Origin of the sequence: Streptomyces sp. NA04227 (genome assembly GCF_013364195.1) — a bacterium.
GTDB lineage: Bacteria > Actinomycetota > Actinomycetes > Streptomycetales > Streptomycetaceae > Streptomyces.
Window position 1 is genome coordinate 7,567,046 of the sequence record NZ_CP054918.1, and the last position, 24,241, is coordinate 7,591,286.

Consider the following 24,241-nt stretch of genomic DNA (forward strand, 5'->3'; position numbering starts at 1 on the left):
CGTAGTGACGGTAGTCACGGACAGTTCCCCAGGGGTGTTGCGTACGCTGGTGGGGCCGTTTCGACGGTCGGAGGGGTTGGCGCACCGCACCCTCTCGGACCGCCGCGGCGGACGTCAGGAAAGTCGGCAAGTGGTCGGCGCGGATTCTGCGGAACCCGGCGACGGCTGCCCGTACTTGCGACGCGCTGTAGGGTGGAAAACAGCCCTTGACCTGCAAGAACGCAGGCAGGGAGCCTAGATCCGGGAGTGCCTCGATGCTGCGCACCATGTTCAAGTCCAAGATCCACCGTGCCACGGTGACCCAGGCCGACCTGCACTACGTCGGCTCGGTCACGATAGACGCCGACCTGCTCGACGCCGCCGATCTGCTGCCCGGCGAGCTGGTCCACATCGTCGACATCACCAACGGCGCCCGACTGGAGACGTACGTCATCGAGGGCGAGCGCGGTTCCGGTGTCATCGGGATCAACGGTGCCGCCGCACATCTCGTGCACCCGGGCGACCTTGTGATCATCATCAGTTACGCTCAGGTCGAGGACGCCGAGGCCAGGACCATGCGGCCCAGCGTCGTCCACGTGGATCAGGACAACCGGATCGTCTCGCTCGGCGCCGACCCGTCCGAGCCGGTCCCGGGCAGCGACACCCGGCGCAGCCCCCAGGCGATGGCGGCGGCCGGCGTCTGAACCGCGCTCGTCCGGCACCGGGGTGCGGGAGCGTCACGAACCCCCGTACCCCGGACCGTCCGCGATTCTCATGGACTCCTGAACTCACATGCCTCGCATGCCACATGTAACTCGGGAACAGGTGAGAACGATGAGTGAGCTCGACATCCGCGACAACCGGACCGCCGAGCGGCTCGAAGCCGTGGAGGACGGTGTGACGGTCGGTCACATCCAGTACTTCGTACTCGAGGAGCCGGGCCGCGCACTCGTGCCCGTGCACACGATCGTCGACCCCGGCCACGAAGGCCGGGGCATCGGCGGATCCCTGGCGGCCGAGCTGTACGCCATCGCCGCGCGCGAGGACGTGCCGGTCGCGCCGCTCTGCCCGTACGTCGTGAAATGGGCGGCCCGCCACCCCGAGGACGCGCCCCCGGCCGACCCCGCCCTCCTGGAGGCGGCCAAGGCATACGTTGTGGCGCACCCCGGGCGCTTTTGAGTACGGGACGCGAGGGCACCGCCCCGACCGTGCCCGGAGCCGGGCCGGCCCCCGGCCCGGCTGCCGGGGGAGTGCTCGCGCTGCTGCACACCTCGCCCCTGCACGTCCCGGTCTTTGACGCCCTGCGCGACGCACACCACCCCGGCCTCGTACTGCGACACCTCGTCGACGAGGAACTGCTTGCGCGGGCCGGGGCCGAGGGGCCCGAGGCGGTGGCCGAGGACGTCGGAGCGCTGCTCGTCGGGCTTGCCGCCGAGGGAGCGGGCGCGGTGCTGTGTACATGCTCGACCATCGGAGCCGTCGCGGAATCGGCGGCCGTACGGGCGGGCGTGCCCGTGCTGCGGGTGGACCGGCCGATGGCCGCCGAGGCGGTGGCGGACGGCCGCCGAGTGGTGGTCCTGGCCGCGGTGGCGAGCACCCTGGAACCCACCGCGCGCCTGCTCGCCGAGGAGGCCCACCGGGCGGGCCGCGTCGCCGAGGTGCGGACCGCCCTCGTCGAAGGTGCCTGGGAGCTCTTCGCCGCCGGTGACACCGAGGCGTACGCGCGACGGATCGCGGACGCCGTCCGTCGTACGGTCGGGGCCGAGGTCGTCGTGCTCGCCCAGGCGTCGATGGCCGGGGCGGAGCGCCTGCTCGGCGATCTCGACGGCCGGGTTCGCGTTCTCTCCAGCCCGCGGCCGGGTCTTGCCGCCGCTGCCGCCGAGGTCCTCCGGGCGCGGGGCACGGATACGGATACGGATATCGCGCCGGGGAGCTGAGCCGGCGACCCACCCCGCCGATCCTGGTGCCGTCGGGCGTTCTGTCGAGTGATCCGGCCGCCGGGTGGCCCTGTCCCGGTGGTACGACGGGGTGAGTGGGGGCGATCAGGTCGGGTACGCGTGGGACAAGTCCAGAAGCCGACGCACGTCGACCGGCCTGGAGGGCCACCATGACGCATCCGTACCCCGAACCGCCGACACCGGGCCCCCTGCCACCGGGACCCGAGCCGGGGCCCGACGGTCCCGAGCCGCCCGGGCCCGTACCGCCCGAGCCGGGCGGCCCCGACCCGGCGCGTCCCCAGCCGGTGCCGCAGCCGCCGCCGTCCCCGATCCCGCAGCCGCCGGGCCCCGAACCCAGCCCGACGCCGCAGCCGGGTCCCGTTTCCTGAGAGTGCGGCGCCTTTCCCGAGAGCGCGCCGCCCGGGTCGCGTCCGTCCCGGACGAGACCCGGGCGGCGCGCACCTTGCCGCCCCGCCCCAACCCGTTCGCGCCGTATCGCGCCGACCCCTCCGCAGTGAGAATGTCCCCGCGCCCTGCCCGCCGTCCGCCACGTCAGGAGCTGCCCGTGCCCCACTTCGACCTGCCGCTCGATGAACTGCGGGACTACCGGCCCGCATTGCCCGAGCCCGAGGACTTCGACGCCTTCTGGGAGAAGACCCTCGCGGCCGCGGCCGAGTACGACCTCGACGCCCGGTTCGAGCCCGTGGACCTCCCGTTGCGCGGGGTCGAGGTCTTCGACGTGAGCTTCGCCGGGTTCGGCGGGCACACCGTGAAGGGCTGGCTGGTCCTCCCGGCCGGTACCACCGAACCGCTGCCGGCGGTGGTGGAGTACATCGGCTACGGCGGCGGACGCGGGCTGCCGCACATGCATCTGCTGTGGGCGACGGCGGGCTTCGCCCACTTCGTCATGGACACCCGTGGACAGGGCAGCGGGGGCCTCGCCGAGGGACACACCCCGGACCCGGTCGGCAGCGAGCCCGCCTTCCCCGGCTACCTCACCCGTGGCATCGCCGACCCGCACGAGTACTACTACCGCCGGGTGTACACGGACGCGGTGCGTGCTGTCTCGGCGGCCCGCGCGCACCCCCTGGTGGACCCCGCGCGCGTCGCCGCGCTCGGCACCAGTCAGGGCGGCGGGCTGACGGTCGCGGTCGGCGGGCTTGTGCCCGACCTGGCCGCCATCGCCCCCGATGTGCCGTTCCTGTGCGACTTCCCCCGGGCGGCGACGCTCACCGACCGGCTGCCGTACCGCGAGATCGCCGGATTCCTGAAGGCGCGGCGGGCGGACCGGGACGCGGTGTTCCGGACCCTGTCCTACTTCGACGGTGTGCACTTCGCGTCGCGCGGCCGGGCGCCCGCGCTGTTCTCGACCGCGCTTGAGGACATGACCTGTCCGCCGTCCACGGTTTTCGCGGCGTTCAACTCCTACGCAGGCGAGGACAAGACAATCGAGGTCTACTCCTTCAACGACCATGAAGGCGGCGGCCCTTACCAGCAGGCGGCACAACTGCGCTGGTTGCCGGGCAAGTTGAGGTTCTGACGGTTCGGTGTGCGGGCGGCCGGGGCACACCTCGGCCACCCGCACACCGGCTCAATCGGCTCGATGCGGCCTTGTCCCGGCAGCCCAACTGTGCGTACTTTTGCGGCGCTTGATGTGTCGTGGGACGGTACGCGGTGTCCCCGGACGAAACCTGAGGGGGCACCCCATGGCGGCACGCGGTCGTCACCGTCGGCAGCAGCCCGGTCTGATGAACCGGGCTTCGTTCACCGTCACGGCCGGTGGCGCGGGAGTGGCCCTGCCGCTCATCGGGGCCGGACTCGCCCACGGCGCGGACACCGAGACCTGGAACAAGGTCGCGGCCTGCGAGTCCACCAACAACTGGAGCATCAACACCGGCAACGGCTACTTCGGCGGTCTGCAGTTCACCCAGTCCACCTGGGAGGCGTACGGCGGCCGCGAATACGCCCCGCGCGCCGACCTCGCGGACAAGGACGCGCAGATAGCCGTGGCCGAGAAGGTGCTGCGCGGGCAGGGCCCCGGCGCCTGGCCCAACTGCTCCGGGCCCGCCGGTCTGACCCGTGGCCAGGCCGCCGAGGCCAAGCCCGTCGCACGCACCTCGGTCGCCGACGTCAAGCCGCAGACCACTCCGCAGTCCCGGGCGGGCAAGGCGGAGATGTACACCGTGGTGTCCGGCGACTCGCTCTCGCAGATCGCGGGCGAGCGCCACGTCCCCGGCGGCTGGCAGCGCCTGTACGAGGGCAACCGCGCCACCATCGGGTCCGACCCCGACCTGATCATCCCCGGCCAGCGGCTCGTCCTGACCGGTCCGGCCCGTACGCACGCCCCCGGCAGCGGGTCCAAGGGCGGCACGAAGACGGACGACCCCAAGGACCACAAGACCCGGCCCGCGCACCCCGCCGAGTCGCCGAAGCCCAAGCCGAAACCCGAGCCCAAGCCGAAGCCCGCCCCCGCGAAGCCCGACCGGGACAAGACGCACAAGCCCGCGCCGAAACCCGCGCCCAAGCCCGACAAGCCCGCGCCGAAGCCGCACAAGCCCCCGGCCAGGACCACTCCGGTCGACGACTCCCGACCCTCCTACAGCGCGCCGGTCGCCGCGTCGACGGGAACGCAGTACCGGGTCGCGGGCAGCTCCTGGTCGAAGGGCTACCACACCGGCGTCGACTTCCCCGTCCCCACCGGCACCTCCATCAAGTCGGTCGCCGGTGGCCAGGTGGTCTCGGCGGGCTGGGCCGGGTCGTACGGCTACGAGGTCGTCATCCGGCACCACGACGGCAGGTACAGCCAGTACGCGCATCTGTCGGCGATCGCCGTACGGGACGGGCAGAGCGTGGTGAGCGGCCAGCGCATCGGACGCTCCGGCTCGACCGGCAACAGCACCGGCCCGCACCTGCACTTCGAGATCCGCACCGGCCCCGGCTTCGGCTCGGACATCGACCCGGTCGCCTACCTCAGGGCGCGCGGCGTCAGCCTCTGAGTACGCACCACGGCTGAGTACGCACTACGCACCCGGACGAGAACCTCGGGGACGTACGGCAGCACGCAAACGGACGCGGAGTGGGCCGCCGGGAGGCATCCGGTGGCCCACTCCGCGTCCGCGCGTACAAGTGCGCCGTGCACCTCCTCACAGAAGTGCACGGCGCGTGTGTCGCGGGCGTTCAGCAGTTCAGGAGCGTATTTCCTCGCGTGCGGAGAGCGGCGCGAAGAGGACCTGGGCGGGCGTGAGGACCGGCTGCGAGGGCATCAGCGGGAGCTGTGCGGGACGCGGCACCGGCGGCAGTTCGGTCTCCGAAAGCTCCGAAAGCTCCGAAAGCTCCGAAAGCTCCGCGAGTTCCGGAAGTTGCGAGAGTTCCGGAAGCTCCGAGAGCTGCACCGGTGTCGGGATGACCGTGGCACCGGAGGACAGCGACGGGGTGTCCTGTGCGGGTACCCCCACCGGGTCCTGGGACTCGGCCCCGGACCTGGTTGCGGACCCGGACCCGGACCCGGACCCGGACCTGGACCCCGATCCGGCCCCGGATACGGCAGGCAGCACGGCAGCCGCGCCCGGCGCCTGGCTCCGGGCCTTGGCGACCGTCGCCGCCTCCGGCGCGCCCTCGCTGTCCGTATCGGTAGGAGCCGAGACACCCACCGCGCTCACGGCATCGTCCACGGACGGCGCGCCCGGAGCCGGAACCGCACCGGAGGCCGCAGCCCGTTCCCGGGCGTCCTGGCCGATGCGCTCGGTGGTCAGCAGCACCAGACCGCCCGCGGCGACCGCGCCGCACAGCAGGGCGCAGATCGTACCGGCGGTCCCGTACCGGAAGGACTCACCGAACATCGTCAGGCCCACCGCGGCGGCGGCCACCGGGTTGACCACCGTCACGGTGGCCAGCGGGGCCGTCAGGCCCGCGCCCCGGTAGGAGGCCTGGGAGAGCAGCACTCCGGCGGTGGCGAAGACGCCGATGGCGGCGAGCGAGGGCATCTGGCTCACGGCCGCGTTGGCCGAGACGTCCACCGCGACCGTCTTGGTGAACACCGAGGACATACCGAAGGCGACACCGGCCGCGGCGGCGAGCAGCACGCTGCGGGTCGCCGGGTGGCGCTGCGCGGTCTGGGCGACTGCGATCAGCGCGGCCACCGCGCCCGCCGTGCTCACGGCGAGGGCGAGGCGCTGCGGCCCGCCGAGCGACTGCGACTCGGCGGAGCCGGTGAGCGCCAGCATTCCGGCCAGGCCGACCGTGGCGAGCACCGCGCCGCGCCAGGCGGCGGCCCCGGCCTTGCGGCGCACCAGTACCGCGGCCATGGGCAGGGCGAAGACGATGGTGAGGGCGCCGAGCGGCTGCACCACGCTCAGCGGGCCGTACGCGAGCGCCACCACGTGCAGCAGTCCGCCGAGACCGTTGAGGCCGACCGCGGCCCACCAGCCGGGGCTGCGCATCGGCGCGTAGGGCCGGTCCGGGTTGCTCTGCGCCACCTGCTCCTGCCAGATCGCCGCGCCCGCGTACACGACCGCGGAGACGAACGACAGGACCACGGACAACGCCAGGGCGCTCATCCGGCGCTCCCCGGGAAGAGGGCCAGGGTGACCCGGCATCGTGAACGGTCGGCTTCCATACCTTCAACCATGACGCGTGTTGTTGTTCACGTCGTCGTACTTGAGGGTGCCTTGCCTCCTACTGCCGGTGGAGTACACCCCCACGGCGGTCATGCTGCGGGCGGTGACAAGGTACGGGGAAACCCCGATGTCCCGTATCGCAGGGGCAATTGATGTACTTCGGGGGTGGCTCAGGACTTCGACGCGACCCAGCTCGCGGACATCGGTGGATTCTTCCGAATCCGGACCGGCCGCGCCCCGGCGACGGCCCGCCCGCTCGGCGACGTCTACGCCGCGGACGCGGACGCGGACGACGATCCGCTGACGGCACGGGTCCGCATGGTCGCGCAGCGGATCCGCGCCCCCGAGCCCCGGGTGGCCGTCGCGCTCGTGCACCTCGGACTCGCGGCCCGCCTGTGGTCGCTGGCCCTCGGCTCGGCCGCGCTGTACGAGACCCTGCCCGGCCTGGACCCCGACCGCCTGTACTGGGACCCGCTCGCGACCACCGGCGAGGACCTGTGGCTCGACGAGGTGCGCCCCGTACCGGCCGACACGGCCGCCGTGGACCGCACCGTGCGCGCCGCCCACCTCGACCCCTTCGCGGAGGTCCTGCGCACCCGGTACGCCATGGCGCAGGGCCTGCTGGACGGCAACTCGGGTTCCGCGCTGGCGGCGGCGGTCCGGGAGATCGACCGCTGGGCGCTGCGCCGAGGGCGGCCCGAGGTGGCGGCCCGGGCGGCGGCGTACGGCGACGCGCTGTTCGCGGACCCGGTGCTCGTGGCCACCGGCAGCCGCACGGCGGCGGGTTTCCGGCGGCGCAGCTGCTGTCTGTACTACCGGGTCGAGGGCGGCGGAGTCTGCGGCGACTGCTGCTTCACGGTGCCGCCCGGCGGGCGCGGCGGAGTGCGAGGCGCCGGGCGGAACTGAGCGGCCGGACGGCGGCGGTTTGGCGGGAACACGCGTGCCTACGTAAAATCCGGCCTTTGGAGCATCAGGCAGGCCGTGTCCGCACGCATTACTCGCCGCAGGGCCCGCCCTCCGGGCGAACGACGCGACGTCGCGGACACGACCCGGCACCTTCCCCGCATCTCCCCAGCACCTTCGAGGACACCACCGCGATGACGGCCACCACGGGCACCCAGACGGCAGAGGACGGCCAGGAGTACGGCCCCGGGATCGACCCGGAGCGGCTCGCGGTGTGCCTGAGCGTGCTCGAAGAACTCGACAAGCTGGAGGTCGATCACCCCGACGCGATCGCCGTGCGTCGCGCCACCTCCGGCATCTACCGCACCGTGAAGCAGCGCCGCCGTCAGGAGCGCAGGGCCGCCAAGACCTCCCACGACCGGCAGGTCACCGAGGCCACCGCGACCGGCTCCGCCGAGCGGATCGACGACGAGACGCAGGGCATCCTGCCGTCGGGGTCCGCCACCGGCGAGATCGCCGGAATACTCCAGCGCCCGCGCTCCTGCTACGTCTGCAAGCAGCGCTACGTCGAGGTGGACGCCTTCTACCACCAGCTCTGCCGTACCTGTGCCGCCGAGAACCGGGCCCGCCGCGACGCGCGCACGGACCTGAGCGGCAAGCGGGCCCTGCTCACCGGCGGCCGGGCCAAGATCGGTATGTACATCGCGCTGCGGCTGCTGCGCGACGGCGCGCACACCACCATCACCACCCGGTTCCCCGCCGACGCCGTACGCCGCTTCAAGGCGATGCCGGACAGCGACGAGTGGATCGACCGGCTGAAGATCGTCGGCATCGACCTGCGCGACCCGGCGCAGGTGGTCGCCCTGGCGGACTCGGTCGCCGCGGCCGGACCGCTGGACATCCTGATCAACAACGCCGCGCAGACCGTGCGGCGCTCCCCCCAGGCCTACAGCGAACTGATCGCCGCCGAGTCCGCGCCGCCGCCCGCCGGGGTGCTGCCCGCCGCCGAGGTGATCGGCAGCTACGGTTCCGGCGCGGTCGCCGCGCTGCCGCAGGCGCGCAGCGGCGGCCTGAGCGCGACGGAGATCACCGAGCTCGCGCTGGTGGCCAAGTCGGCGACGCCCGCGCGTATCGAGGCCGCCACGGCCATCGACGCCGGCGGTCTGGTGCCGGACCTGCACGACTCCAACAGCTGGGTGCAGACGGTGTCGGAGGTCGAGCCGATCGAGCTCCTCGAAGTCCAACTCTGCAACTCCACCGCGCCGTTCATCCTCATCAGCAGGCTCCGCCCGGCGATGGCGGCGGCCGTGGCACGGGGCACCTCGCAGCGGGCGTACGTCGTGAACGTCTCGGCGATGGAAGGCGTCTTCAGCCGCGGCTACAAGGGTGCGGGCCACCCGCACACCAACATGGCCAAGGCCGCCCTGAACATGCTCACGCGCACCAGCGCCCAGGAGATGTTCGAGAGCGACCGCATCCTGATGACCGCGGTGGACACCGGGTGGATCACCGACGAGCGGCCGCACCCGGACAAGATGCGCCTCGCCGAGGCCGGTTTCCACGCGCCCCTCGACCTCATCGACGGCGCCGCCCGCGTCTACGACCCGATCGTGCGCGGCGAGGCCGGAGAGGACCTGTTCGGGGTCTTCCTGAAGGACTACGCACCCGGCAACTGGTAGGCGCCGCCCACTCCGGCGGAACGGGCGCCCGGCGGTAGCGGAGAACGGGCGCCCGGCCGGACAAGTGGCCTCCCGCGGATTCACGGGCGCTGCTGCCCGTCGCTCTCCGAGCGGCGAACGGATCCGGCCAAGGTGGTGGGGCGAGGGAATCCGGCCCTCCGGCAGGAGCTGTTCGGCTTGGGCGGGTTTTTGTGCACTTCCCCAGTTGCACAGGTGACCAGGCCCCGGCGTGCGCCCACCGCGCAATCGCTTGCGTGCAGGGCCCGGAAAGTCGCTCCCGGGCGCCCCTTCACGGGCATCGGCGCAGTTGAACGCCGCCCTCGTGGGAAGAACTCCTACCCGCCCGAGGCATGCGCAAGCATTTGGCCAGATCCCGGGAATGTGCTCCCGATCACAGCCCCTCGTATGTGACCTTGTTACAAGGGGATGCGGGCAAGAGGGGGCGACAAAGGTGTCGGATCCAGAGCGCGCGCCGGGGCTGCGGTTGTTCCGGCGCGGGGTGTCAGCCGTACGCGCGCAGAGGGCGTGCGGGCTGTCGCGCGGCGACGAGTTCGATCACCTGGTGCCAGTCCTCGAGAACTCCCGCGTCCATCCCGGTCGTTCGCGCCGCGTCGTCGGCCTGCCGCAGGATGAGGGCTTCCTCGGCGAAGGGGGCCCGTGCGAACGCGGCCCGCTCCCGCTCCGGCATCGGGCCGCCCTGGCGGCTGAGAGTGAGCCGGTGCTGGGCCGACAGCCAGTGACCCGGCTCGGTCGCCGCGAGGTACCGCTTCGCCGCGATGTGCAGCCGCACGATCTGCGAGACGCGTTCACCGAGCAACCGCCGTACGGCGTCGGCCGCACGACCTGCGTGCCCCACGTCGTCACCCGGACGGAGTGCGCGGCCGATGCCGTGCACCAGACCCGCCACCTGCAACTCCTTGTCGCTCGGGTGGCCTCGGCGCAGCAGCGCCGCCGTCTGGAGCGCATGCTCGTGCAGATCCGGGCCGAGGGCACCACCGTGATCCGGGGTGCCTCGTACTCCACGGCAGGCGCGCAACAGGTCCATGAGCTCATCGACAGTGCGCAGTTCCATGCGTCACTCCCTCGAACGGGCGGGCCGGCGGCGCAAGAAGCACAGCATGAACGAATGAACGTCAGGCGTCCTGAACTGGACCACTTGTTTTCAGCGCTATCGAGCGCGGGGGCGCTCATTTGGTTAACCTGGAGTCGGCGGACAGTCCATCCGGAACCCCAAGAAGGTTCACCTTCCGCCCCGGGAACTGCCGGTCAACACGGCTCGCTCCCAGGCGAGTCGCCGGCGCCACCGCGTCCGAGCCGCCCTCGACAGACCTCATTGCGGGTGCCAGAAGCCGGGCAGGAAGCCCGGTTCGGCGCGTCCGTCGGCTGACCGACACAGAAGGAGTACGCGGTGACACCAGAGAAGACCACGCGAGAACGGGGCCCTCACGATCCCGTCGAACGCCTTGCTCCCCGCAGTGAGGAACTGGGCAGCCTCGACGTCTGGGCCCGGTCCGCACCCATCAGGCTCGCCGGATACGAGGACGACCTCGCCGAGCCGCACATCCTGCCGAGCGTCGACTGACCGCAGGGCACCGCACCCACGCGGCCCCGGCCGCGGTTCCCGCTCATGCCGGTGCCCGGACCCGCCATCGCGAGGTCCGGGCACCGGCATGAGCGTTTCCCGGCGGCGCTTCACCCGGGCTCACCCGGCCGTCGGCGCCTGTCCGCGGTCGAGCCGGGTCGGCGGCCAGTACTCCCGTACGAAACTCCGCTGCCAGCAGGCGCCGGTGGCCCGTAGCTCGGCGGCCGTGGAGAAGCGGTAGCGGTACAGCCGGGCGCGGACGTACCGGGGCGGCTCGGCGCGCGGGAAGGGGGAGTGCCGAAGGAGCCGGAGGGTGTCGCGGTCGCCGAGCAGCAGCCGCTCCAGGAAGGCACCGAACCAGGGGTGCGCGTAGGCCGGGGAGAGCGCCGCGAACCACATCAACCAGTCCAGACGCAGGTGGTACGGGGCGAACTGGCGCGGCCAGCGGCGCGGGTCGCCCGGCTTGCCGCGGAACTCGTAGGCGCGCCAGTCGGAGTCCTCGCGCGGTGCCTCGTCCGAGGTCCCCTCGACCACGATCTCGTGGCGTACCCGGGTCACGCTGCCGAAGGCACCGTAGGTGTTCACCAGGCGCAGCGGTTCGAAGGACGTGTTCATCAACTGGCGGCGGGAGAACAGGTTCCGCGTGGGCCGGTAGCTGAGCAGCACGATCAGCGCGGCGACGGCGACGACCAGGCACTCGTACCACAGCGGCGCACCCGGGTCCGTGCGGTGGCCGGTGAGCGGGGTGAAGTCCAGGGCGGTCACGGCGAGCAGCACCGTGATCCAGTTCAGCCAGGAGAAGTTCCCGGAGAGCACCAGCCAGAGCTGGGTGACGATCATCAGGGCCGCCGCCCCCGTGGCCACCGGCTGCGGCGTGAACAGCAGTACCGGGACGACGAGTTGGGTGACGTGGTTGGCGGCGACCTCGGCGCGGTGCAGGGGCCGGGGCAGCCGGTGGAAGAACCAGCTCAGCGGGCCGGGCATCGGCTGGGTCTCGTGGTGGTAGTAGAGGCAGGTCAGATCCCGCCAGCACGCGTCGCCGCGCATCTTGATCAGGCCTGCCCCGAACTCCACCCGGAACAGCAGCCAGCGCAGCAGTACCAGGAGCAGCAGCGGCGGCCCCACCTCGTCGTTGCCGAGGAAGATCGCGAGGAATCCGGCTTCCAGAAGCAGCGTCTCCCAGCCGAACCCGTACCAGGTCTGCCCCACGTTCACGATCGACAGGTACAGCGCCCAGAGCAGGGCCCACAGCAGCATCGAGGCCCACAGCGGTACGAGGTCCCCGAGCCCCGCGCACAGTCCCGCGCTCACCGCGGCGCCCGTCCAGGCGCACCCGGCGAACAGCCGGTCCGAGTAGCGCCAGTGGAACAGGCTCGGAGCCTGCCGGAAGCCGACCCGCTCGGTGAAACGCGGCACCGGCAGCATGCCGCGCTCCCCGAGCAGGGCACGGAACTGCAGGGCGGCGCCCAGGAAGGCGACCAGATAGACGGCGGCGAGCCCGCGCTGGAAGATCAGGCGGCTCAGCCAGTAGTCGGAAGCCGTGAACCAGTCCACGGTTCCAGTGTGACGCTGTGTGATGTCGGCCGCGCGTTCCGCACCGGAACTCGCTGTCGGATGCGGGTACGTACCCCCGCAATGTGCGTAAACCATATGAACCGCATGAACTCGAATAATCAGGGGATTGCTGGCAAGGTGGCTGCATGGCTGACCGGGGAGCGAGTGAGCTGTCACTCCCGGACGACTGGCCCGCCGCCGCCCCGGATCCGTTCCTGGTGCTCAACCGCATGGGCTGTTTCGTCTGGAATCTCGACACCGGGCTCATGCACATGGACGCGACCGCGCACGAGCTCTTCGACATACGGCCGACGGAGTACGACGCCCACCCCGAGACGCTCGTACGGCGCGTACCGCGGGTGGAGGCGCTACGGCTCGACGGGCTCATCTCGCAGGCGGTGAAGCGGGGCGACAGCCACTACGGGACGTACTTGCGGATCAGGCTGCGCGACGGCTCACCGCGCTGGCTGTACACCAAGGGCCACATCACCCGCGACACCGAGGGCCGCCCGCGCAGAATCCACGGCATCCTGCGCGACGCCACCGAGGAACTCGACGACACCTCGGCCGCCGGGCACGGCCCGCATCCGCCGAACGGCCACCCCACCCAGACCGGCATCGTGCAGAGCACCACCGCGGCGCTGTCCCACGCCCGCACGGTGCAGGACATCCTCGACATCCTCCAGCAGCGCAACGGACTCGGTCATCTCGGCGCCACCTACCTGGTGATGGGCCTGGTCGAGCACGGCCGGATCAAGGTCGTCTCCGAGGGCCCGGTCGACCCCTTCGTACGGCGCACGCTGACCCTGCGCTTCGACGAGCCGTACCCGATGCCCGAGGTGATCCGGACCCTCGCGCCCCGCTTCATCGCGAACCCGCGGGAGTTCGCCGACGCCTACCCGCATCTGTGGCCCGACGTGAAGCGGATCGGCGTCACCTCGGCCGCGTATCTGCCGCTCATCGCGCAGGCACGGGCGATCGGCGCGCTCGGGCTCCTTTACGCGGGCCGCACCGGCTTCGAGGAGGCGGACCGCAGCCTCCTGGTGGCACTGGGCAGCGGGATCGCGCAGAACCTCCAGCGCGCGATGTTCTACGAGCAGGAGAAGGACCTCGCCGAGGGACTCCAGCACGCCATGCTGCCGCGCACCGTCCCGGACGTGCCGGGCGCGGACATCGCGGTGCGCTACCGCTCCGCGTCGGCGGGCCGCGACGTCGGCGGCGACTGGTACGACGTCATCCCGCTGCCGGGCGGCCGGGTCGGCGTCGTCATCGGCGACGTACAGGGCCACGACACCCATGCCGCCGCCGTCATGGGCCAGTTGCGCATCGTGCTGCGCGCCTACGCCGCCGAGGGACACACACCCGCCACCGTCATGGCCCGCGCCTCCGTCTTCCTGTACGAACTCGACACCGACCGCTTCGCCACCTGCCTCTACGCGGAGGTCGACCTGTCCACGGGGGTGGTCCAGGCGGTACGGGCCGGACACCTGGACCCGATGGTGCGCAGCGTCGACGGAGGCTTCCGGCGGGTGCCGGTGGCCGGGGGCCTGCCGATCGGGCTCTCGGCCGAGTTCGGGGTGCTCGAATACCCGGTGGGCACCCTCGAACTCGACCCCGGCGAGACGCTGGTGCTGTGCACCGACGGGCTCGTCGAGCGTCCCGGCGCCGACCTCGACGAGGGCGTGCGGGCGCTGACCACCCTGGTGCGCACCGGACCCGAGGACGTACAGGAACTTGCCGACCTGCTGTGCTCGGGCGTGGACGAACGCGGTGGCGAGGACGACGTGGCGCTGTTGCTGCTGCGGCGCCGAGGGGCGGGCGCGCCACAGGCGGGCGGGCGGCTCCAGCAGCATGTCGCCCCCGGCGAACCGGAAGCGCTCACCGAGGCACGGCACATGATCCGCGCGGCCGTGCGCTCCTGGGGATCGGCCGAACGCGCGGACGACATCGAGCTGGTGGCCGACGAGATGATCACCAACGCCCTGATGCACACCGACGGTGCGGCGATCGTCACGGTACGGGTCCTGACCGGTGCTCAGCGGCGGCTGCGGGTCGAGGTCGAGGACGTCTCCAGCGCGCTCCCGCGCCGCCGCGACGCGGGAGCCTCCGGGGTCTCGGGCCGCGGGCTGCTCCTGATCGACGTCCTCGCCGACGTGTGGGGCGTGGAGGCGCGCGGCACGGGCAAGTGCGTGTGGTGCGAGTTCGCGGTCGCCGGGGCCGGGCAGGGCGGCTGAGGCACCGGAACGGTGAGGCGGGGGAGTGGCTGCGGTGCGGGGAGCGTCCGGCCTGCGGGGCCCGGCATACGGACCGGCCGCAGCGCCCGCCCGGCCCCGGCGCGCACCGAGTGGCACTCTGGTGCCATGCCCGAACTGCCCGAGGTCGAAGCACTCAAGGACTTTCTCGACGAGCACCTGGTCGGCCAGGAGATCGTGCGCGTACTGCCGGTGGCCATCAGCGTCCTCAAGACGTACGACCCGCCCGTCACGGCGATGGAGTCCCGCACCGTCACCGCCGTCGGGCGGCACGGCAAGTTCCTGGACGTGGACGCGGACGGGCTGCACCTCGTGGCGCATCTGGCCCGGGCCGGGTGGCTGCACTGGAAGGACCAGCTGCCGAGCGGCGCGCCCCGGCCGGGCAAGGGACCGCTGGCGCTGCGCCTCGCACTCGCGACGGGCGCGGGCTTCGACCTCACCGAGGCCGGTACGCAAAAGCGCCTGGCCGTCTACGTGGTGACGGATCCGGCGCAGGTGCCCGGGGTGGCGCGGCTCGGCCCCGACCCGCTGGCCGAGGACTTCGACGTGTCACGGTTCGCGGCCCTGTTGAGCGGCGAGCGCCGTCAGCTCAAGGGTGCCCTGCGCGACCAGAGCCTGATCGCCGGGATCGGCAACGCCTACAGCGACGAGATCCTGCACGCCGCGAAGATGTCGCCGTTCAAGCTCGCGGCCGACCTCACCGAGGACGAGACCCGAGGACTGTACGCGGCGCTGCGGGACACCCTGACGCAGGCCGTGGAGCGCTCGCGCGGAGTGGCCGCCGGACGTCTGAAGGCGGAGAAGAAGAGCGGCCTGCGGGTCCACGGCCGCACTGGGGAGGCGTGCCCGGTGTGCGGGGACACCATCCGCGAGGTCTCCTTCAGCGACTCCTCGCTCCAGTACTGCCCGACCTGCCAGACCGGCGGCAAGACCCTCGCCGACCGGCGTATGTCGCGGCTGCTGCGCTGAGTTGGGCGGGGCCGGGCGGGGCAAGGGGCAGGCGGTGGCAACGCGGTCAGAACAGGTGAATCGCCAAGTGCCCGAGCGGCAGCCCGAGTTGCCAGGCCGGAGTCCAGACCTGCGGCAGCCTCTCATCGGACACCTCGTCCGCCTCGTTCGCCCAGTCGGCCCCGTCGGCCGTGTCGTCGGTGGAGCGCCCCATCAGCGGCAGGGCGTCCACCACCGCGCCCAGATCGGGCGCGAGCAGCTCGGTCTCCTCCAGCCAACTCCAGGCGTTCAGGGCGAGTTCGAGGTCCGGGCCACGTGCCCCGGCACTGTCGGCCTCGCTCACCAGGGCGTCCATCCGCTCGCTCACCCAGCGCTGCCAGGGACGCTCGTAGGCGGTCAGGGAGAGCCAGTTGTCCAGCTGGGAGACGACCCTGATGCCGGAGAGTTCGCCCTCGCTGTCGGAGAGGAAGATGGTGAGGGCGAGAGCGTCCCGGCCGGCCCGGAACTCGAAGGAGCTGGGTGGCATCAGGTCGCCCGTACGCAGGAGTTCGTCCGCGATGTACTCGGCGTAGAGCCAAGCCATCGGCACCGTGAGTTCTCCGCCGTCGGCGCCTTCCGCGCTTCCCTGGCCTTTGTGCCGCATACGACCTGCCTCCTCGGGTCCGTGCGCCTGGGGCTCCGCGTCCGCACACACGGATGAGGACAGCGCAGTACCCAACCGCGGTCCGGAGCAAGGCGCTTTGCCGAGACTTGACTCAGCTGTCGGTTTCTGTGCAGGTCACTGCCCGCTGCCGGTGGTGCGGAGGAGGGGCGCAGAGCACAGGTCCCGTCCGCACTCCGGTTCACGGTATCCGGCGTACGCGGGGGTGCGTGACGCCCGCGCACCTCATCGGTCACATCCGCCCCGCTGTGCCCCGCCCGTCCCGGTCGCGAGGGTGAGACTGTTCACAACGGGCCCCGCCAGAACGGGAGTCGGGGCTACGGTGGGGACACTTCCGGCCCCCGCACGGTCGGTCGCGAGCGAACGCCGGCTTACTTGCGTCGGCACCCGCACCCGCACGCCCGAGGACTCAGCGCGAGTCGACCATGCGGGCAAAGACCACGACGTTTCCGTCGTAACCCGATTCCCTCGAATAACCCCCGCCGCAGGTGATGACACGCAATTCCGGAGCACCCCGATTTCCGTACACTTTCTCGCCCGGAAAATCGTCCTTCTCGAACACATCGATTCCGTAGACCTCGAATTCCGCGGTGATCCCGTCCTTTCTGCGGATCTCGATGTGGTTTCCCTTGCGGAGTGAGCCGAGGCCGTAGAAGACCGCCGGGCCGAGGCGGTTGTCGACGTGGCCCACGACGACCGAGGTGCCGTTCTCGCCCGGGGTGACGGCGCTGGTGAACCAGCCCGCGAGGTTGGGATCTTCGGGCGGTGGCGCCTCGATCCAGCCGTTCTTGTCGATGCCGACCGGCATGAACGGCGCGTTGACCCGGATCTCGTCGATGCGCACCCGCTCCGGCTCGGAAAAGGGCAGCGGCTCGCCGCCCTTCGCCTCGCGGGCATCGGTGGTCCCGTTGTCGGCGGAGGCGGGCTGCGGGGGACCGGAGTCGAATTCGCCGGATCCGTTGCGGATGAGCGCGACCCCGGTGAGGAGCACCAGCGCCAGCACCCCCCACGGTGCTCGTCGCTTCATCTGCCCGCCGCCCTCGGCGGACTTGGCCTGGGGCATTCGCTCTCCCTTTTCTCGTACCCACGGCAGGGCCTTGGGTACGAGAAAGCTAAGTGGCCACCGCGGCGGCGGCGAGTACGAAGGGGCGAACGGGTGGCCGCCCGCGTCGTGGTGAGCCATCCGGGGCGAGCGGTCCGTGGAATTTCCTGACGGTGTGTGACCTGCGGCTATGGCGAAGCCGCAGGTCGTGGCCCGGCGTGTCGCCTCACCGGTACGGCCGAGTCCCGAAATGCGGCCGTGCGCAGGGCAACTGAGGGTCTGTCTGGGAGGCGCACCTGCCCATCACCGGGGACGGATCCCCGGGGCGCCTTCCCGGAGGAAGCTCATGCGTACCACTCGTGTTCTGGTGGCGTCGGCCGCGGTGGCGGCCGCTGTCGCGTTCGCCTCGCCCGCCCTCGCCGAAGAGTCCGGCGCCGAGGTCGAGGGCTCCAGCCAAAGCAGCGTCGAAGGCTCCGGCCAGGACAGCGTTGAAGGCTCCAGCCACAGCAGGGTCATCGCCGTGCCGAGCGTGATCGCCAGGGGCGGTCAGCTCAGGATCTCCGTGAGCGACCCCAAGTGTGCCCACGGCATGGGCTGGGTTTCCTCGAAGGCCTTCGAGAAGACCGTCCGCCTGCGGCCCGGCATGCCCGCCACCGCCACCGCGACGATCAAGCGCGACGCCCGCCCGGGCTCGTACGACATCAAGGCGACCTGCAACGGCAAGACCGTGTTCGGCCCGGACGCCTTCACCGTCATCGGCGGTGGCGCGCAGGGCGGCCTCGGCGGCAGCACGGAGGACGGTGCCACCGGTGCCGATATGGCCGTCGGCGGTGGTCTTGTCGCCGCCGCCGCGATCGGTGGCGGAGTGTTCTGGATGCGCCGCCGCGCGGAGAACCGGGCTTGATATCCCCGCTCTCCTTCTGCGACTGGGCACGTGACAGCCGTTCGCCCCGGATCCGCTAGGAACCCGGGGCGAACGGCTGTCGGCGTACGGGCCGAACGGCCGCGGTCGGCGCGGTCAGCTCTCGTCGGCGCGGCGGCGGGAGAAGTGGTACGCGGTGCCGAGGGTGCCCGCCACGAGGAGCGCGCCCAGGCCCAGTTCGTGCAGGTCGAGTCCGCCGAAGGCGCCGCCCGCACCGGCGTTGACGCCGTGCTCGGGGTGGCGGCCCTGATGCTGCCCGTCGTGGCCGGGCCCGTCCATGTCGTCGGGGCGGCCTTGCCAGTCGTCGCGGTCCTTGTCCTTCTGCCAGTCCTGGCCGTCCTTTTCCTTCTGCCAGTCCTCGCCGTCCTTGTCGTTCTGCCAGTCCTGGCGGTCCTTGTCCTTTTGCCAGTCGTTCTGCGGGTCCTTCTGCCAGTCGTCACCGGGGCGGCCCTGGTCGTCACGGCCGTCGTGGCCGCCCGGGCGCCCCTTGCCGATCGTCAGCTCGACGGTGCGGGTGATGTCGCGTTCACAGGAAAACGTGACGGAGTACGTCGCTCCCTTGCGCGCGTCCCAGTCCACCTTCGTGGTGGCCGAGTTGTTGCCCGCCTCGATGACCACGGTGTCGAAGACGCCGGAGTGCACCTTGGTCCTGCCCTTGCACCCGTCCGCCGTCAGCCGGACCTCGCCGCCGGGCTTGACGGTCATGGGGTTCACGGCCACTTCGAAGCGTTCGTCGCCCTTGTGGGGGGAGTCGGCCACCGCGCCGGGTGCGGTCAGCGTGAGGGCCGAGACGCCGAGCAGGGCGGCCGAGGCGACGCGTATCGCGCGCATGTGAGTCCTCCGGTCTCCGAGGACAGCCGCGGAGCTTTTCCGCATGTACCGGTCGTGCCCTCGATACCGGCGACGCTAGGAATGGCGGCCGCGGGCCGCGATCGCTGTCGGGCGTTCGGGCGAATCCGGTCGGCCGACCGGGTTGTCCGGCGTCGCGACGGCGGTGTGTCGGCGTGCGTGCGGCGCGGCTCCCGGACTCAGGAAGCGCGCTGCCACAGATGCGCGGGCGCCCCGCGCCACTCGACGAGGTGCCGGTCGTCCAGGGCCACGTCCGCTTCCCCCAGCCCGGCCGAGAGCAGCAGGGTGACCAGTTCGGTGTCGCTGCGGGCGGTGCCGAGGAGCCGTCCGCGCAGCAGAATCCGCCGCTCGCCGTCGGGGGCGGGCGGCATCACCACCACGGGTGCCTGCCAGGCCATGTCTTCACAGTGCGCCGGGCGGCCGGGACCCGCACCCGGTGGAAGCGCCCGGTGGCCGGGCTCCGGGCGGAGGATCCCGGAGCCCGGCCACCGGCCGCCTCAGCTCATGAGCCGCGGCACGAGTTCCCGGAACGGCTCGGTGGAGGCCGCCATGTCCCTGCTGTACGGCATGTCGAAGTCCCAGACGAGGAACAGCAGGAAGGCGATCAGCGCCGAGAAGAGTCCGGCCAGGATCAGCTCCCGCGGTGTCCGTCTGATCTGGAGCGCGAACATCATGCCGACGGTGACCAGGGCCCCCGCGATCAGCCCGAACCAGACGACCCCCGGCAGCGTCGGTGCGGAGGCGTCGCCGCGGGCACTGCGGGCGTCGTCCGCGGCGGTGATCTGGTCGAGGAGCGGCTGATAGGCCTGGGCCTCGAAGTCGTTCTTCGGTTCGTAGTCGGTGAGGTCGTGGCGGACCGTGGCGAACAATTCGTCGCCGCGTTCGGTGAGGCTGCCGTCGTCGATCATCCGGTCCCACTCGGTACCGACCACATACGTCACGTACGTCTCGATGTCCCCGCGCACCTTGTCGCGGGTCTCGGCGGGATAGGCACGTACGCGTTCCTGGATCTCGTGCAGGGCCTGGGTCTCGGCGTGCACATTGGCCTGGGCCGCGTTGCGTGCCTCCCAGACACCGGCGATCGCGAGGCCCAGGACGATCGCGTACACCACACCGATCATCATCGTCATGTACTCGATGACGTCAGGTGTCTCCGTCGGGTCGTCGTCGGTGCCGATCCTGCGCTGCTGAATGATCGTCACCACGAGCACGACCGCGCACGCGGCCGCCATCGCGAGGGTGAGAACAAGCCATTCCGACATGAGGACTCCGGGTGTTCAGCGCGGCCGCAGGGCGGCGACGGCGAGTACCGCGGGCGCGGTGATGAGCAGAGTGAGAGTGACCAGCGACGGACCGTGACGCACCGGACTGCTGTGCCGGACCGGGCGGTACTCCGGGTAGTGCACGGGTTCGGGGCTCGGACGTACGGGCGGCGGCTTGGGGCGCGGCCGTTCCGGCTCCGGAAGCTCCGGTTTCGGTGGGGCGGGCGGGGCCGGTGGGGGCGGCGGAGGTGGCGGGGGCGGCTCGGGCGACGGTGGCGGGGGAGGTGCCGGAGGCTGCACGGTCGGTGGCGGCGGACGGTCCGGTGGCGGGGGTGGCGGGGGCGGAGGATCGGGCGGACGGGGAGTCGGCGGACGGCAGAAGGCGCCGTCACCGGCCACGGCGGTGAGGTCGCCGAGTCCCGATCCGAGGTCGCCGATCGAGGCCCAGGCGCAGCTGTCCGCAGGCACCGCGGCCGAGGCGGCGCCGGCGGGCACACCGAGCACCCAGACCAGCGTCAGGAGCGCGATCATGCGGGTGACTAGGGCGGAAGGAGTCCGCGGGGTTGGCTGCACGCCGGAAGCATCGGCGGCGGCATGCGCACTCAAGCCGAAGCGGACATGGAATTGCTCCGATGGAGCGGAGTTCCGCGTCATGGGGTTTGCGAGCCCGGGAAACCGTCATGTGAAGTGCCCTGTTGAATCCTGGACAGTGATCTCGGGTAATCGAAACGGGGCGCCTAACGGGAGTTCGTGATCACGACAGCGCGTGACCGTGGCGGTGCGTGGCGCAATTCAGTCCGCCCGTCCGGTATGACTCAAAGCGGGGCTTCACCTGGCCGCCGATAGGCGGTAGTTGGCGCCGCCGACGGTGAACTCCCGTGCTGTGCCTGCCGACTGGCCGGTTTTCGCCCTGTTCCGTTCGGAATGCATAGGGGCGAATTCGTCCGTCTTTTCCGTACGTCTACGTGCGCGTTGTGACTGAGAACGGACTGCCAATTTCCGTTTTGGCTCGCTCCTTTGGCGGGCGATCAGTAACCTCTGCCCGGACAGTGGCTTCCTACGCCTTGGAGACTCCAGATGCAGCGACCCGCCTGGGCGCCGACCGGTATCGACATTTCGGTGCCGAGCGTGTCCCGCATCTACGACTACTACCTGGGCGGTTCGCACAACTTCGAAGTCGACCGCGAAGCCGCGCGCAAGGCCATGGAGTTCATGCCGGGACTTCCGAAGATCATGCAGGCGAATCGTGCCTTCATGCGCCGCGCCGTACGGTATGCGGTGGACCAGGGGATCGAGCAGTTCCTGGACATCGGTTCCGGCATCCCCACCTTCGGCAATGTGCACGAGGTGGCCCAGAAGGCCGCCCCCGGCGCCCGCGTCGTCTACGTCGACCACGACCCGGTCGCTGTCGCCCACGGCGAGGCCGTACTGGCGGACAACCCGCACGCGCAGTCCGTGGCCGCCGACTTCCTCCGGCCCCGGGAGATCCTGCAGAGCCCGCCGGTCAAGGAACTCCTGGACCTCGACCGCCCGGTGGCCGTCCTGCTCATCGCGCTGCTCCACTTCATCGACGAGGACGACAACCCGCACCAGGTCCTCGCCGAACTCGTCGGCGCCCTTGCCCCGGGCAGCCTGATCGTCCTCACCCATGCCGCACCGGAGTTGATGCCGGGCCGGGCCGAGACCGAGGGGGTGGCCGGGGTCTACGAGGCCATCCGCAGCCCGCTGTGGCTGCGCCCCAAGGAGGAGGTCGCCCGGTTCTTCGACGGACTCGAACTCGTCGAACCGGGCCTGGTGCCGATACCCCACTGGCGGCCGGAGGCCGCCACCCCCGAGGAGGAGGACCCACAGTCCCTTGCCCCGGGCTACGCGGCTGTGGGGCGTACGGCGTGATGACACAGGATCCGGACGGCCCGGAAGACAGAGTGCGGCGCTTCGCGACCATATGGGGCCGGGCGGTGTACCCGCTGACGGCCACCTCGCTCACCCGCCCGGAGTTCGAAGAGCAACTGGTGCCGCTGGCCCGGCAGTTGCGAGACGCGCTGTGCGCCCCGGTCTTCGACGCGGGCCGGGGCCGCGCGGTGGGCGCCGCACTGGTCGACGCCCACTGCACCGACCCCGACGCACTGGCCCGCGCGCTCGACGTCGTCGAGTCGTATCTGGTGCTCTACTGCGGCGGCGACGGCGACCGCGAGGAGATGCGGTCCCGCTCGTCCCGCCTCCAGCACTCCGCGGCGGCCGGATTCGCACACGCCCTGCGCGAGCGCACCCTGTCCGAGCAGGAGGCGATCTCCGCCGCCGCGCTGAAGGCCCGCAGCGCCGTGGCCCAGGCGCTGCACGCCAGCGAGGCCCGGTTCCGCGCGGTGTTCGAGGGCGCGGCGATCGGCATCGGGATCGCCACGCTCGACGGCACCATCATCGACGTGAACAAGGCCCTGCTGCGCATGCTGGGCGCACCCGAACACGTGGTGCGCAGCCGCAACGTCTCCGAGTACCGGCACGCCGAGGACTCCCCGCACGTGTGGAACCTCTACGGCGAACTCACCCGCGGCGAGCGCGAGCACTACCACGTGGAGAAGGCCTTCTACCGGCCCGACGGCACGGCGCTGTGGACCAACATGACCGTCTCGCTGCTGCGCGGCACCGACGGCGAACCGCAGTACCAGCTCGCGCTGATGGAGGACACCACCGAGCGACGGCTGCTGAACCTGCGCCTGCGCTACGAGGCCACCCACGACGCGCTCACCGGGCTGCCCAACCGCACCCTGTTCTTCGAGCGCCTGGAGAAGGCACTCGCCGCGGGCGGACCGGGCCGGTTCGGCCTGTGCTACCTCGACCTGGACGGCTTCAAGACCGTCAACGACAGCCTCGGGCACGCCGCGGGCGACCGGCTCCTGGTCGAGGTGGCGGACCGGCTCCAGGCCTGCGCGACCGCCCCCGGCGAGATGGTGGCCCGGCTCGGCGGCGACGAGTTCGTCGCCCTCATCACGGGCGAGCGCACCGAGGAAGAGGTGGACGACCTCGCCGGGCGGATCATGCACGCCCTGTCCGCCCCGATCCGTATCGACGGACGGGAGTTGACGGTCCGCGGCAGCATCGGCATCGTCGAGGGCCCGGCCGCCGAGCGCAACGCCGCCGAGGTGCTGCGCAGCGCCGACATCACGATGTACCGGGCCAAGTCCGCGGGCGGCAACCGCTTCGAACTCGCCGACCCGGAGCAGGACGCGCGGGCCATCACCCGGCACGGTCTGACCACCGCGCTGCCCGCCGCGCTCGCCCGCAGCGAGTTCTTCATCGAGTACCAGCCGCTGGTCCACCTCGGCGACGGCAGCGTCCGTGGCGCCGAGGCCCTGGTGCGCTGGCTGCATCCGCAGCACGGCGTCCTCGGCCCCGACCGGTTCATCCAGCTCGCCGAGCACACCGGGCTCATCGTGCCGCTCGGGCGCTGGGTGCTCGAACAGGCCGTATGGCAGGCACGGCAGTGGAAGGAGCGCCACGCGGGCGCGGGCCCGCTGCGCATCAACGTCAATCTCTCGCCCTGCCAGCTCACGCACCCCGGACTGGTCTCCGACACGGTCGAGATACTGGAGCGCGTCGGCCTCGAACCCGGCGGACTCTGCCTGGAAGTCACCGAGTCGGCGCTGATCGGCGCGGACGACGATCTGCTCAAACCCCTGCGCAGGCTGGCCGAGATGGGCGTCGACATCGCCCTGGACGACTTCGGCACCGGCTACTCGAACCTCGCGAACCTGCGCCGCCTGCCGGTGAGCATCCTCAAGCTGGACCGCTCCTTCACCCAGGGCATGCAGCAGTTCCCGGCCGACCCCATAGACCTGAAGATCGTCGAGGGCATCGTCTCCCTCGCGCACAACCTCGACCTGTCCGTGACGGTCGAGGGCGTGGAGACCGGCGCCCAGGCCGAGCAGTTGCGCGAGCTGGGTTGCGACACCGCTCAGGGCTGGTACTACGCGCGTCCGGGCCCGCCGGACCGCCTCCACCAACTCGCCATGGCGGACGCCGTTTCCTGATCCGGGGGCGCGGCCAGGGCTGCCGTA

Annotated in this window: 22 protein-coding genes; 13 read left to right on the top strand and 9 right to left on the bottom strand. The window is 71.5% G+C overall.

Annotation, left to right across the window (positions count from 1 at the left end):
* The first annotated feature begins 254 nt into the window (after positions 1–254).
* The 5 genes from panD to HUT18_RS31810 all read left to right on the top strand — a co-directional run bounded on the left by panD (position 255) and on the right by HUT18_RS31810 (position 4,912).
* Positions 255–683, top strand: a complete 429-nt coding sequence (panD, locus tag HUT18_RS31790; RefSeq protein WP_176103954.1) for an aspartate 1-decarboxylase — start codon at positions 255–257, stop codon at positions 681–683.
* Between the two features lie 130 nt (positions 684–813).
* On the top strand, positions 814–1,158 hold the full coding sequence (locus HUT18_RS31795) for a GNAT family N-acetyltransferase (protein WP_176103955.1): 345 nt from the start codon (positions 814–816) through the stop codon (positions 1,156–1,158).
* Positions 1,159–1,229: 71 nt separating this feature from the next.
* Positions 1,230–1,916: an aspartate/glutamate racemase family protein gene (locus HUT18_RS31800; protein WP_176104928.1), complete on the top strand. Its 687-nt coding sequence runs from the start codon at positions 1,230–1,232 to the stop codon at positions 1,914–1,916.
* Positions 1,917–2,481: 565 nt separating this feature from the next.
* Positions 2,482–3,456 (top strand): acetylxylan esterase, encoded by a 975-nt coding sequence (locus HUT18_RS31805; protein ID WP_176103956.1) that lies wholly within the window; start codon positions 2,482–2,484, stop codon positions 3,454–3,456.
* Positions 3,457–3,622: 166 nt separating this feature from the next.
* Positions 3,623–4,912 carry a transglycosylase family protein gene (locus HUT18_RS31810; RefSeq protein WP_176103957.1) on the top strand — a complete coding sequence of 430 codons (1,290 nt, stop codon included), beginning with the start codon at positions 3,623–3,625 and terminating at the stop codon, positions 4,910–4,912.
* Positions 4,913–5,101: 189 nt separating this feature from the next.
* Here HUT18_RS31810 and HUT18_RS31815 read toward each other — a convergent pair whose 3' ends face one another.
* Positions 5,102–6,472 (bottom strand): DMT family transporter, encoded by a 1,371-nt coding sequence (locus tag HUT18_RS31815; protein WP_176103958.1) that lies wholly within the window; start codon positions 6,470–6,472, stop codon positions 5,102–5,104.
* A 225-nt stretch (positions 6,473–6,697) separates the two neighbouring features.
* Between HUT18_RS31815 and HUT18_RS31820 the strand changes: the two genes are divergently transcribed.
* Positions 6,698–7,438: a (2Fe-2S)-binding protein gene (locus tag HUT18_RS31820; RefSeq protein WP_176103959.1), complete on the top strand. Its 741-nt coding sequence runs from the start codon at positions 6,698–6,700 to the stop codon at positions 7,436–7,438.
* Between the two features lie 191 nt (positions 7,439–7,629).
* Positions 7,630–9,114 (top strand): SDR family NAD(P)-dependent oxidoreductase, encoded by a 1,485-nt coding sequence (locus HUT18_RS31825; protein WP_176103960.1) that lies wholly within the window; start codon positions 7,630–7,632, stop codon positions 9,112–9,114.
* Positions 9,115–9,616: 502 nt separating this feature from the next.
* Here the strand turns inward: HUT18_RS31825 and HUT18_RS31830 are convergent.
* On the bottom strand, positions 9,617–10,186 hold the full coding sequence (locus tag HUT18_RS31830) for a metal-dependent phosphohydrolase (RefSeq protein WP_176103961.1): 570 nt from the start codon (positions 10,184–10,186) through the stop codon (positions 9,617–9,619).
* A gap of 336 nt (positions 10,187–10,522) precedes the next feature.
* On the opposite strand from HUT18_RS31830, the gene HUT18_RS31835 reads away from it, so the two are divergent.
* Positions 10,523–10,696, top strand: coding sequence for a hypothetical protein (locus HUT18_RS31835; protein ID WP_176103962.1), 174 nt, complete (start codon positions 10,523–10,525; stop codon positions 10,694–10,696).
* Between the two features lie 120 nt (positions 10,697–10,816).
* On the opposite strand, the gene HUT18_RS31840 is transcribed toward HUT18_RS31835, so the two are convergent.
* Positions 10,817–12,250: a lipase maturation factor family protein gene (locus HUT18_RS31840; protein WP_176103963.1), complete on the bottom strand. Its 1,434-nt coding sequence runs from the start codon at positions 12,248–12,250 to the stop codon at positions 10,817–10,819.
* A 146-nt stretch (positions 12,251–12,396) separates the two neighbouring features.
* On the opposite strand from HUT18_RS31840, the gene HUT18_RS31845 reads away from it, so the two are divergent.
* Positions 12,397–14,484: a SpoIIE family protein phosphatase gene (locus tag HUT18_RS31845; protein WP_176103964.1), complete on the top strand. Its 2,088-nt coding sequence runs from the start codon at positions 12,397–12,399 to the stop codon at positions 14,482–14,484.
* A gap of 126 nt (positions 14,485–14,610) precedes the next feature.
* A complete protein-coding gene (locus HUT18_RS31850; protein WP_176103965.1) occupies positions 14,611–15,471 on the top strand; it encodes an Fpg/Nei family DNA glycosylase in 861 nt (286 codons plus the stop codon).
* Positions 15,472–15,517: 46 nt separating this feature from the next.
* Here HUT18_RS31850 and HUT18_RS31855 read toward each other — a convergent pair whose 3' ends face one another.
* Positions 15,518–16,093 (bottom strand): hypothetical protein, encoded by a 576-nt coding sequence (locus tag HUT18_RS31855; protein ID WP_176103966.1) that lies wholly within the window; start codon positions 16,091–16,093, stop codon positions 15,518–15,520.
* A 427-nt stretch (positions 16,094–16,520) separates the two neighbouring features.
* Complete coding sequence (locus HUT18_RS31860) at positions 16,521–17,174, bottom strand: class F sortase (RefSeq protein WP_176103967.1); 654 nt, start codon at positions 17,172–17,174, stop codon at positions 16,521–16,523.
* A gap of 325 nt (positions 17,175–17,499) precedes the next feature.
* On the opposite strand from HUT18_RS31860, the gene HUT18_RS31865 reads away from it, so the two are divergent.
* Positions 17,500–18,057 carry a hypothetical protein gene (locus HUT18_RS31865; protein WP_176103968.1) on the top strand — a complete coding sequence of 186 codons (558 nt, stop codon included), beginning with the start codon at positions 17,500–17,502 and terminating at the stop codon, positions 18,055–18,057.
* A gap of 114 nt (positions 18,058–18,171) precedes the next feature.
* Here HUT18_RS31865 and HUT18_RS31870 read toward each other — a convergent pair whose 3' ends face one another.
* The 4 genes from HUT18_RS31870 to HUT18_RS31885 all read right to left on the bottom strand — a co-directional run bounded on the left by HUT18_RS31870 (position 18,172) and on the right by HUT18_RS31885 (position 20,717).
* Positions 18,172–18,906, bottom strand: a complete 735-nt coding sequence (locus HUT18_RS31870) for a hypothetical protein (protein ID WP_176103969.1) — start codon at positions 18,904–18,906, stop codon at positions 18,172–18,174.
* 197 nt (positions 18,907–19,103) lie between these two features.
* The gene (locus tag HUT18_RS31875; RefSeq protein WP_176103970.1) at positions 19,104–19,322 is read right to left on the bottom strand and encodes a hypothetical protein; all 219 of its coding nucleotides are present in this window, start codon (positions 19,320–19,322) and stop codon (positions 19,104–19,106) included.
* A 99-nt stretch (positions 19,323–19,421) separates the two neighbouring features.
* Positions 19,422–20,186, bottom strand: a complete 765-nt coding sequence (locus HUT18_RS31880; RefSeq protein ID WP_176103971.1) for a DUF4239 domain-containing protein — start codon at positions 20,184–20,186, stop codon at positions 19,422–19,424.
* Between the two features lie 15 nt (positions 20,187–20,201).
* Positions 20,202–20,717, bottom strand: a complete 516-nt coding sequence (locus HUT18_RS31885) for a hypothetical protein (RefSeq protein ID WP_176096607.1) — start codon at positions 20,715–20,717, stop codon at positions 20,202–20,204.
* Between the two features lie 546 nt (positions 20,718–21,263).
* Between HUT18_RS31885 and HUT18_RS31890 the strand changes: the two genes are divergently transcribed.
* Positions 21,264–22,079 (top strand): SAM-dependent methyltransferase, encoded by an 816-nt coding sequence (locus HUT18_RS31890; protein ID WP_176103972.1) that lies wholly within the window; start codon positions 21,264–21,266, stop codon positions 22,077–22,079.
* Positions 22,079–24,214, top strand: coding sequence for a bifunctional diguanylate cyclase/phosphodiesterase (locus HUT18_RS31895; protein ID WP_176103973.1), 2,136 nt, complete (start codon positions 22,079–22,081; stop codon positions 24,212–24,214). The genes HUT18_RS31890 and HUT18_RS31895 overlap by 1 nt, the downstream gene beginning before the upstream one ends.
* Positions 24,215–24,241 lie beyond the last annotated feature (27 nt).

Bases quoted from the DNA above. Each gene is read 5' to 3' on its own strand.
- panD (WP_176103954.1), top strand. From the start codon at position 255: ATGCTGCGCACCATGTTCAAGTCCAAGATCCACCGTGCCACGGTGACC.
- HUT18_RS31795 (WP_176103955.1), top strand. From the start codon at position 814: ATGAGTGAGCTCGACATCCGCGACAACCGGACCGCCGAGCGGCTCGAA.
- HUT18_RS31810 (WP_176103957.1), top strand. From the start codon at position 3,623: ATGGCGGCACGCGGTCGTCACCGTCGGCAGCAGCCCGGTCTGATGAAC.
- HUT18_RS31815 (WP_176103958.1), bottom strand. From the start codon at position 6,472: ATGAGCGCCCTGGCGTTGTCCGTGGTCCTGTCGTTCGTCTCCGCGGTC.
- HUT18_RS31825 (WP_176103960.1), top strand. From the start codon at position 7,630: ATGACGGCCACCACGGGCACCCAGACGGCAGAGGACGGCCAGGAGTAC.
- HUT18_RS31830 (WP_176103961.1), bottom strand. From the start codon at position 10,186: ATGGAACTGCGCACTGTCGATGAGCTCATGGACCTGTTGCGCGCCTGC.
- HUT18_RS31845 (WP_176103964.1), top strand. From the start codon at position 12,397: ATGGCTGACCGGGGAGCGAGTGAGCTGTCACTCCCGGACGACTGGCCC.
- HUT18_RS31850 (WP_176103965.1), top strand. From the start codon at position 14,611: ATGCCCGAACTGCCCGAGGTCGAAGCACTCAAGGACTTTCTCGACGAG.
- HUT18_RS31855 (WP_176103966.1), bottom strand. From the start codon at position 16,093: ATGCGGCACAAAGGCCAGGGAAGCGCGGAAGGCGCCGACGGCGGAGAA.
- HUT18_RS31860 (WP_176103967.1), bottom strand. From the start codon at position 17,174: ATGCCCCAGGCCAAGTCCGCCGAGGGCGGCGGGCAGATGAAGCGACGA.
- HUT18_RS31865 (WP_176103968.1), top strand. From the start codon at position 17,500: ATGCGTACCACTCGTGTTCTGGTGGCGTCGGCCGCGGTGGCGGCCGCT.
- HUT18_RS31870 (WP_176103969.1), bottom strand. From the start codon at position 18,906: ATGCGCGCGATACGCGTCGCCTCGGCCGCCCTGCTCGGCGTCTCGGCC.
- HUT18_RS31875 (WP_176103970.1), bottom strand. From the start codon at position 19,322: ATGGCCTGGCAGGCACCCGTGGTGGTGATGCCGCCCGCCCCCGACGGC.
- HUT18_RS31880 (WP_176103971.1), bottom strand. From the start codon at position 20,186: ATGTCGGAATGGCTTGTTCTCACCCTCGCGATGGCGGCCGCGTGCGCG.
- HUT18_RS31885 (WP_176096607.1), bottom strand. From the start codon at position 20,717: ATGATCGCGCTCCTGACGCTGGTCTGGGTGCTCGGTGTGCCCGCCGGC.
- HUT18_RS31890 (WP_176103972.1), top strand. From the start codon at position 21,264: ATGCAGCGACCCGCCTGGGCGCCGACCGGTATCGACATTTCGGTGCCG.
- HUT18_RS31895 (WP_176103973.1), top strand. From the start codon at position 22,079: ATGACACAGGATCCGGACGGCCCGGAAGACAGAGTGCGGCGCTTCGCG.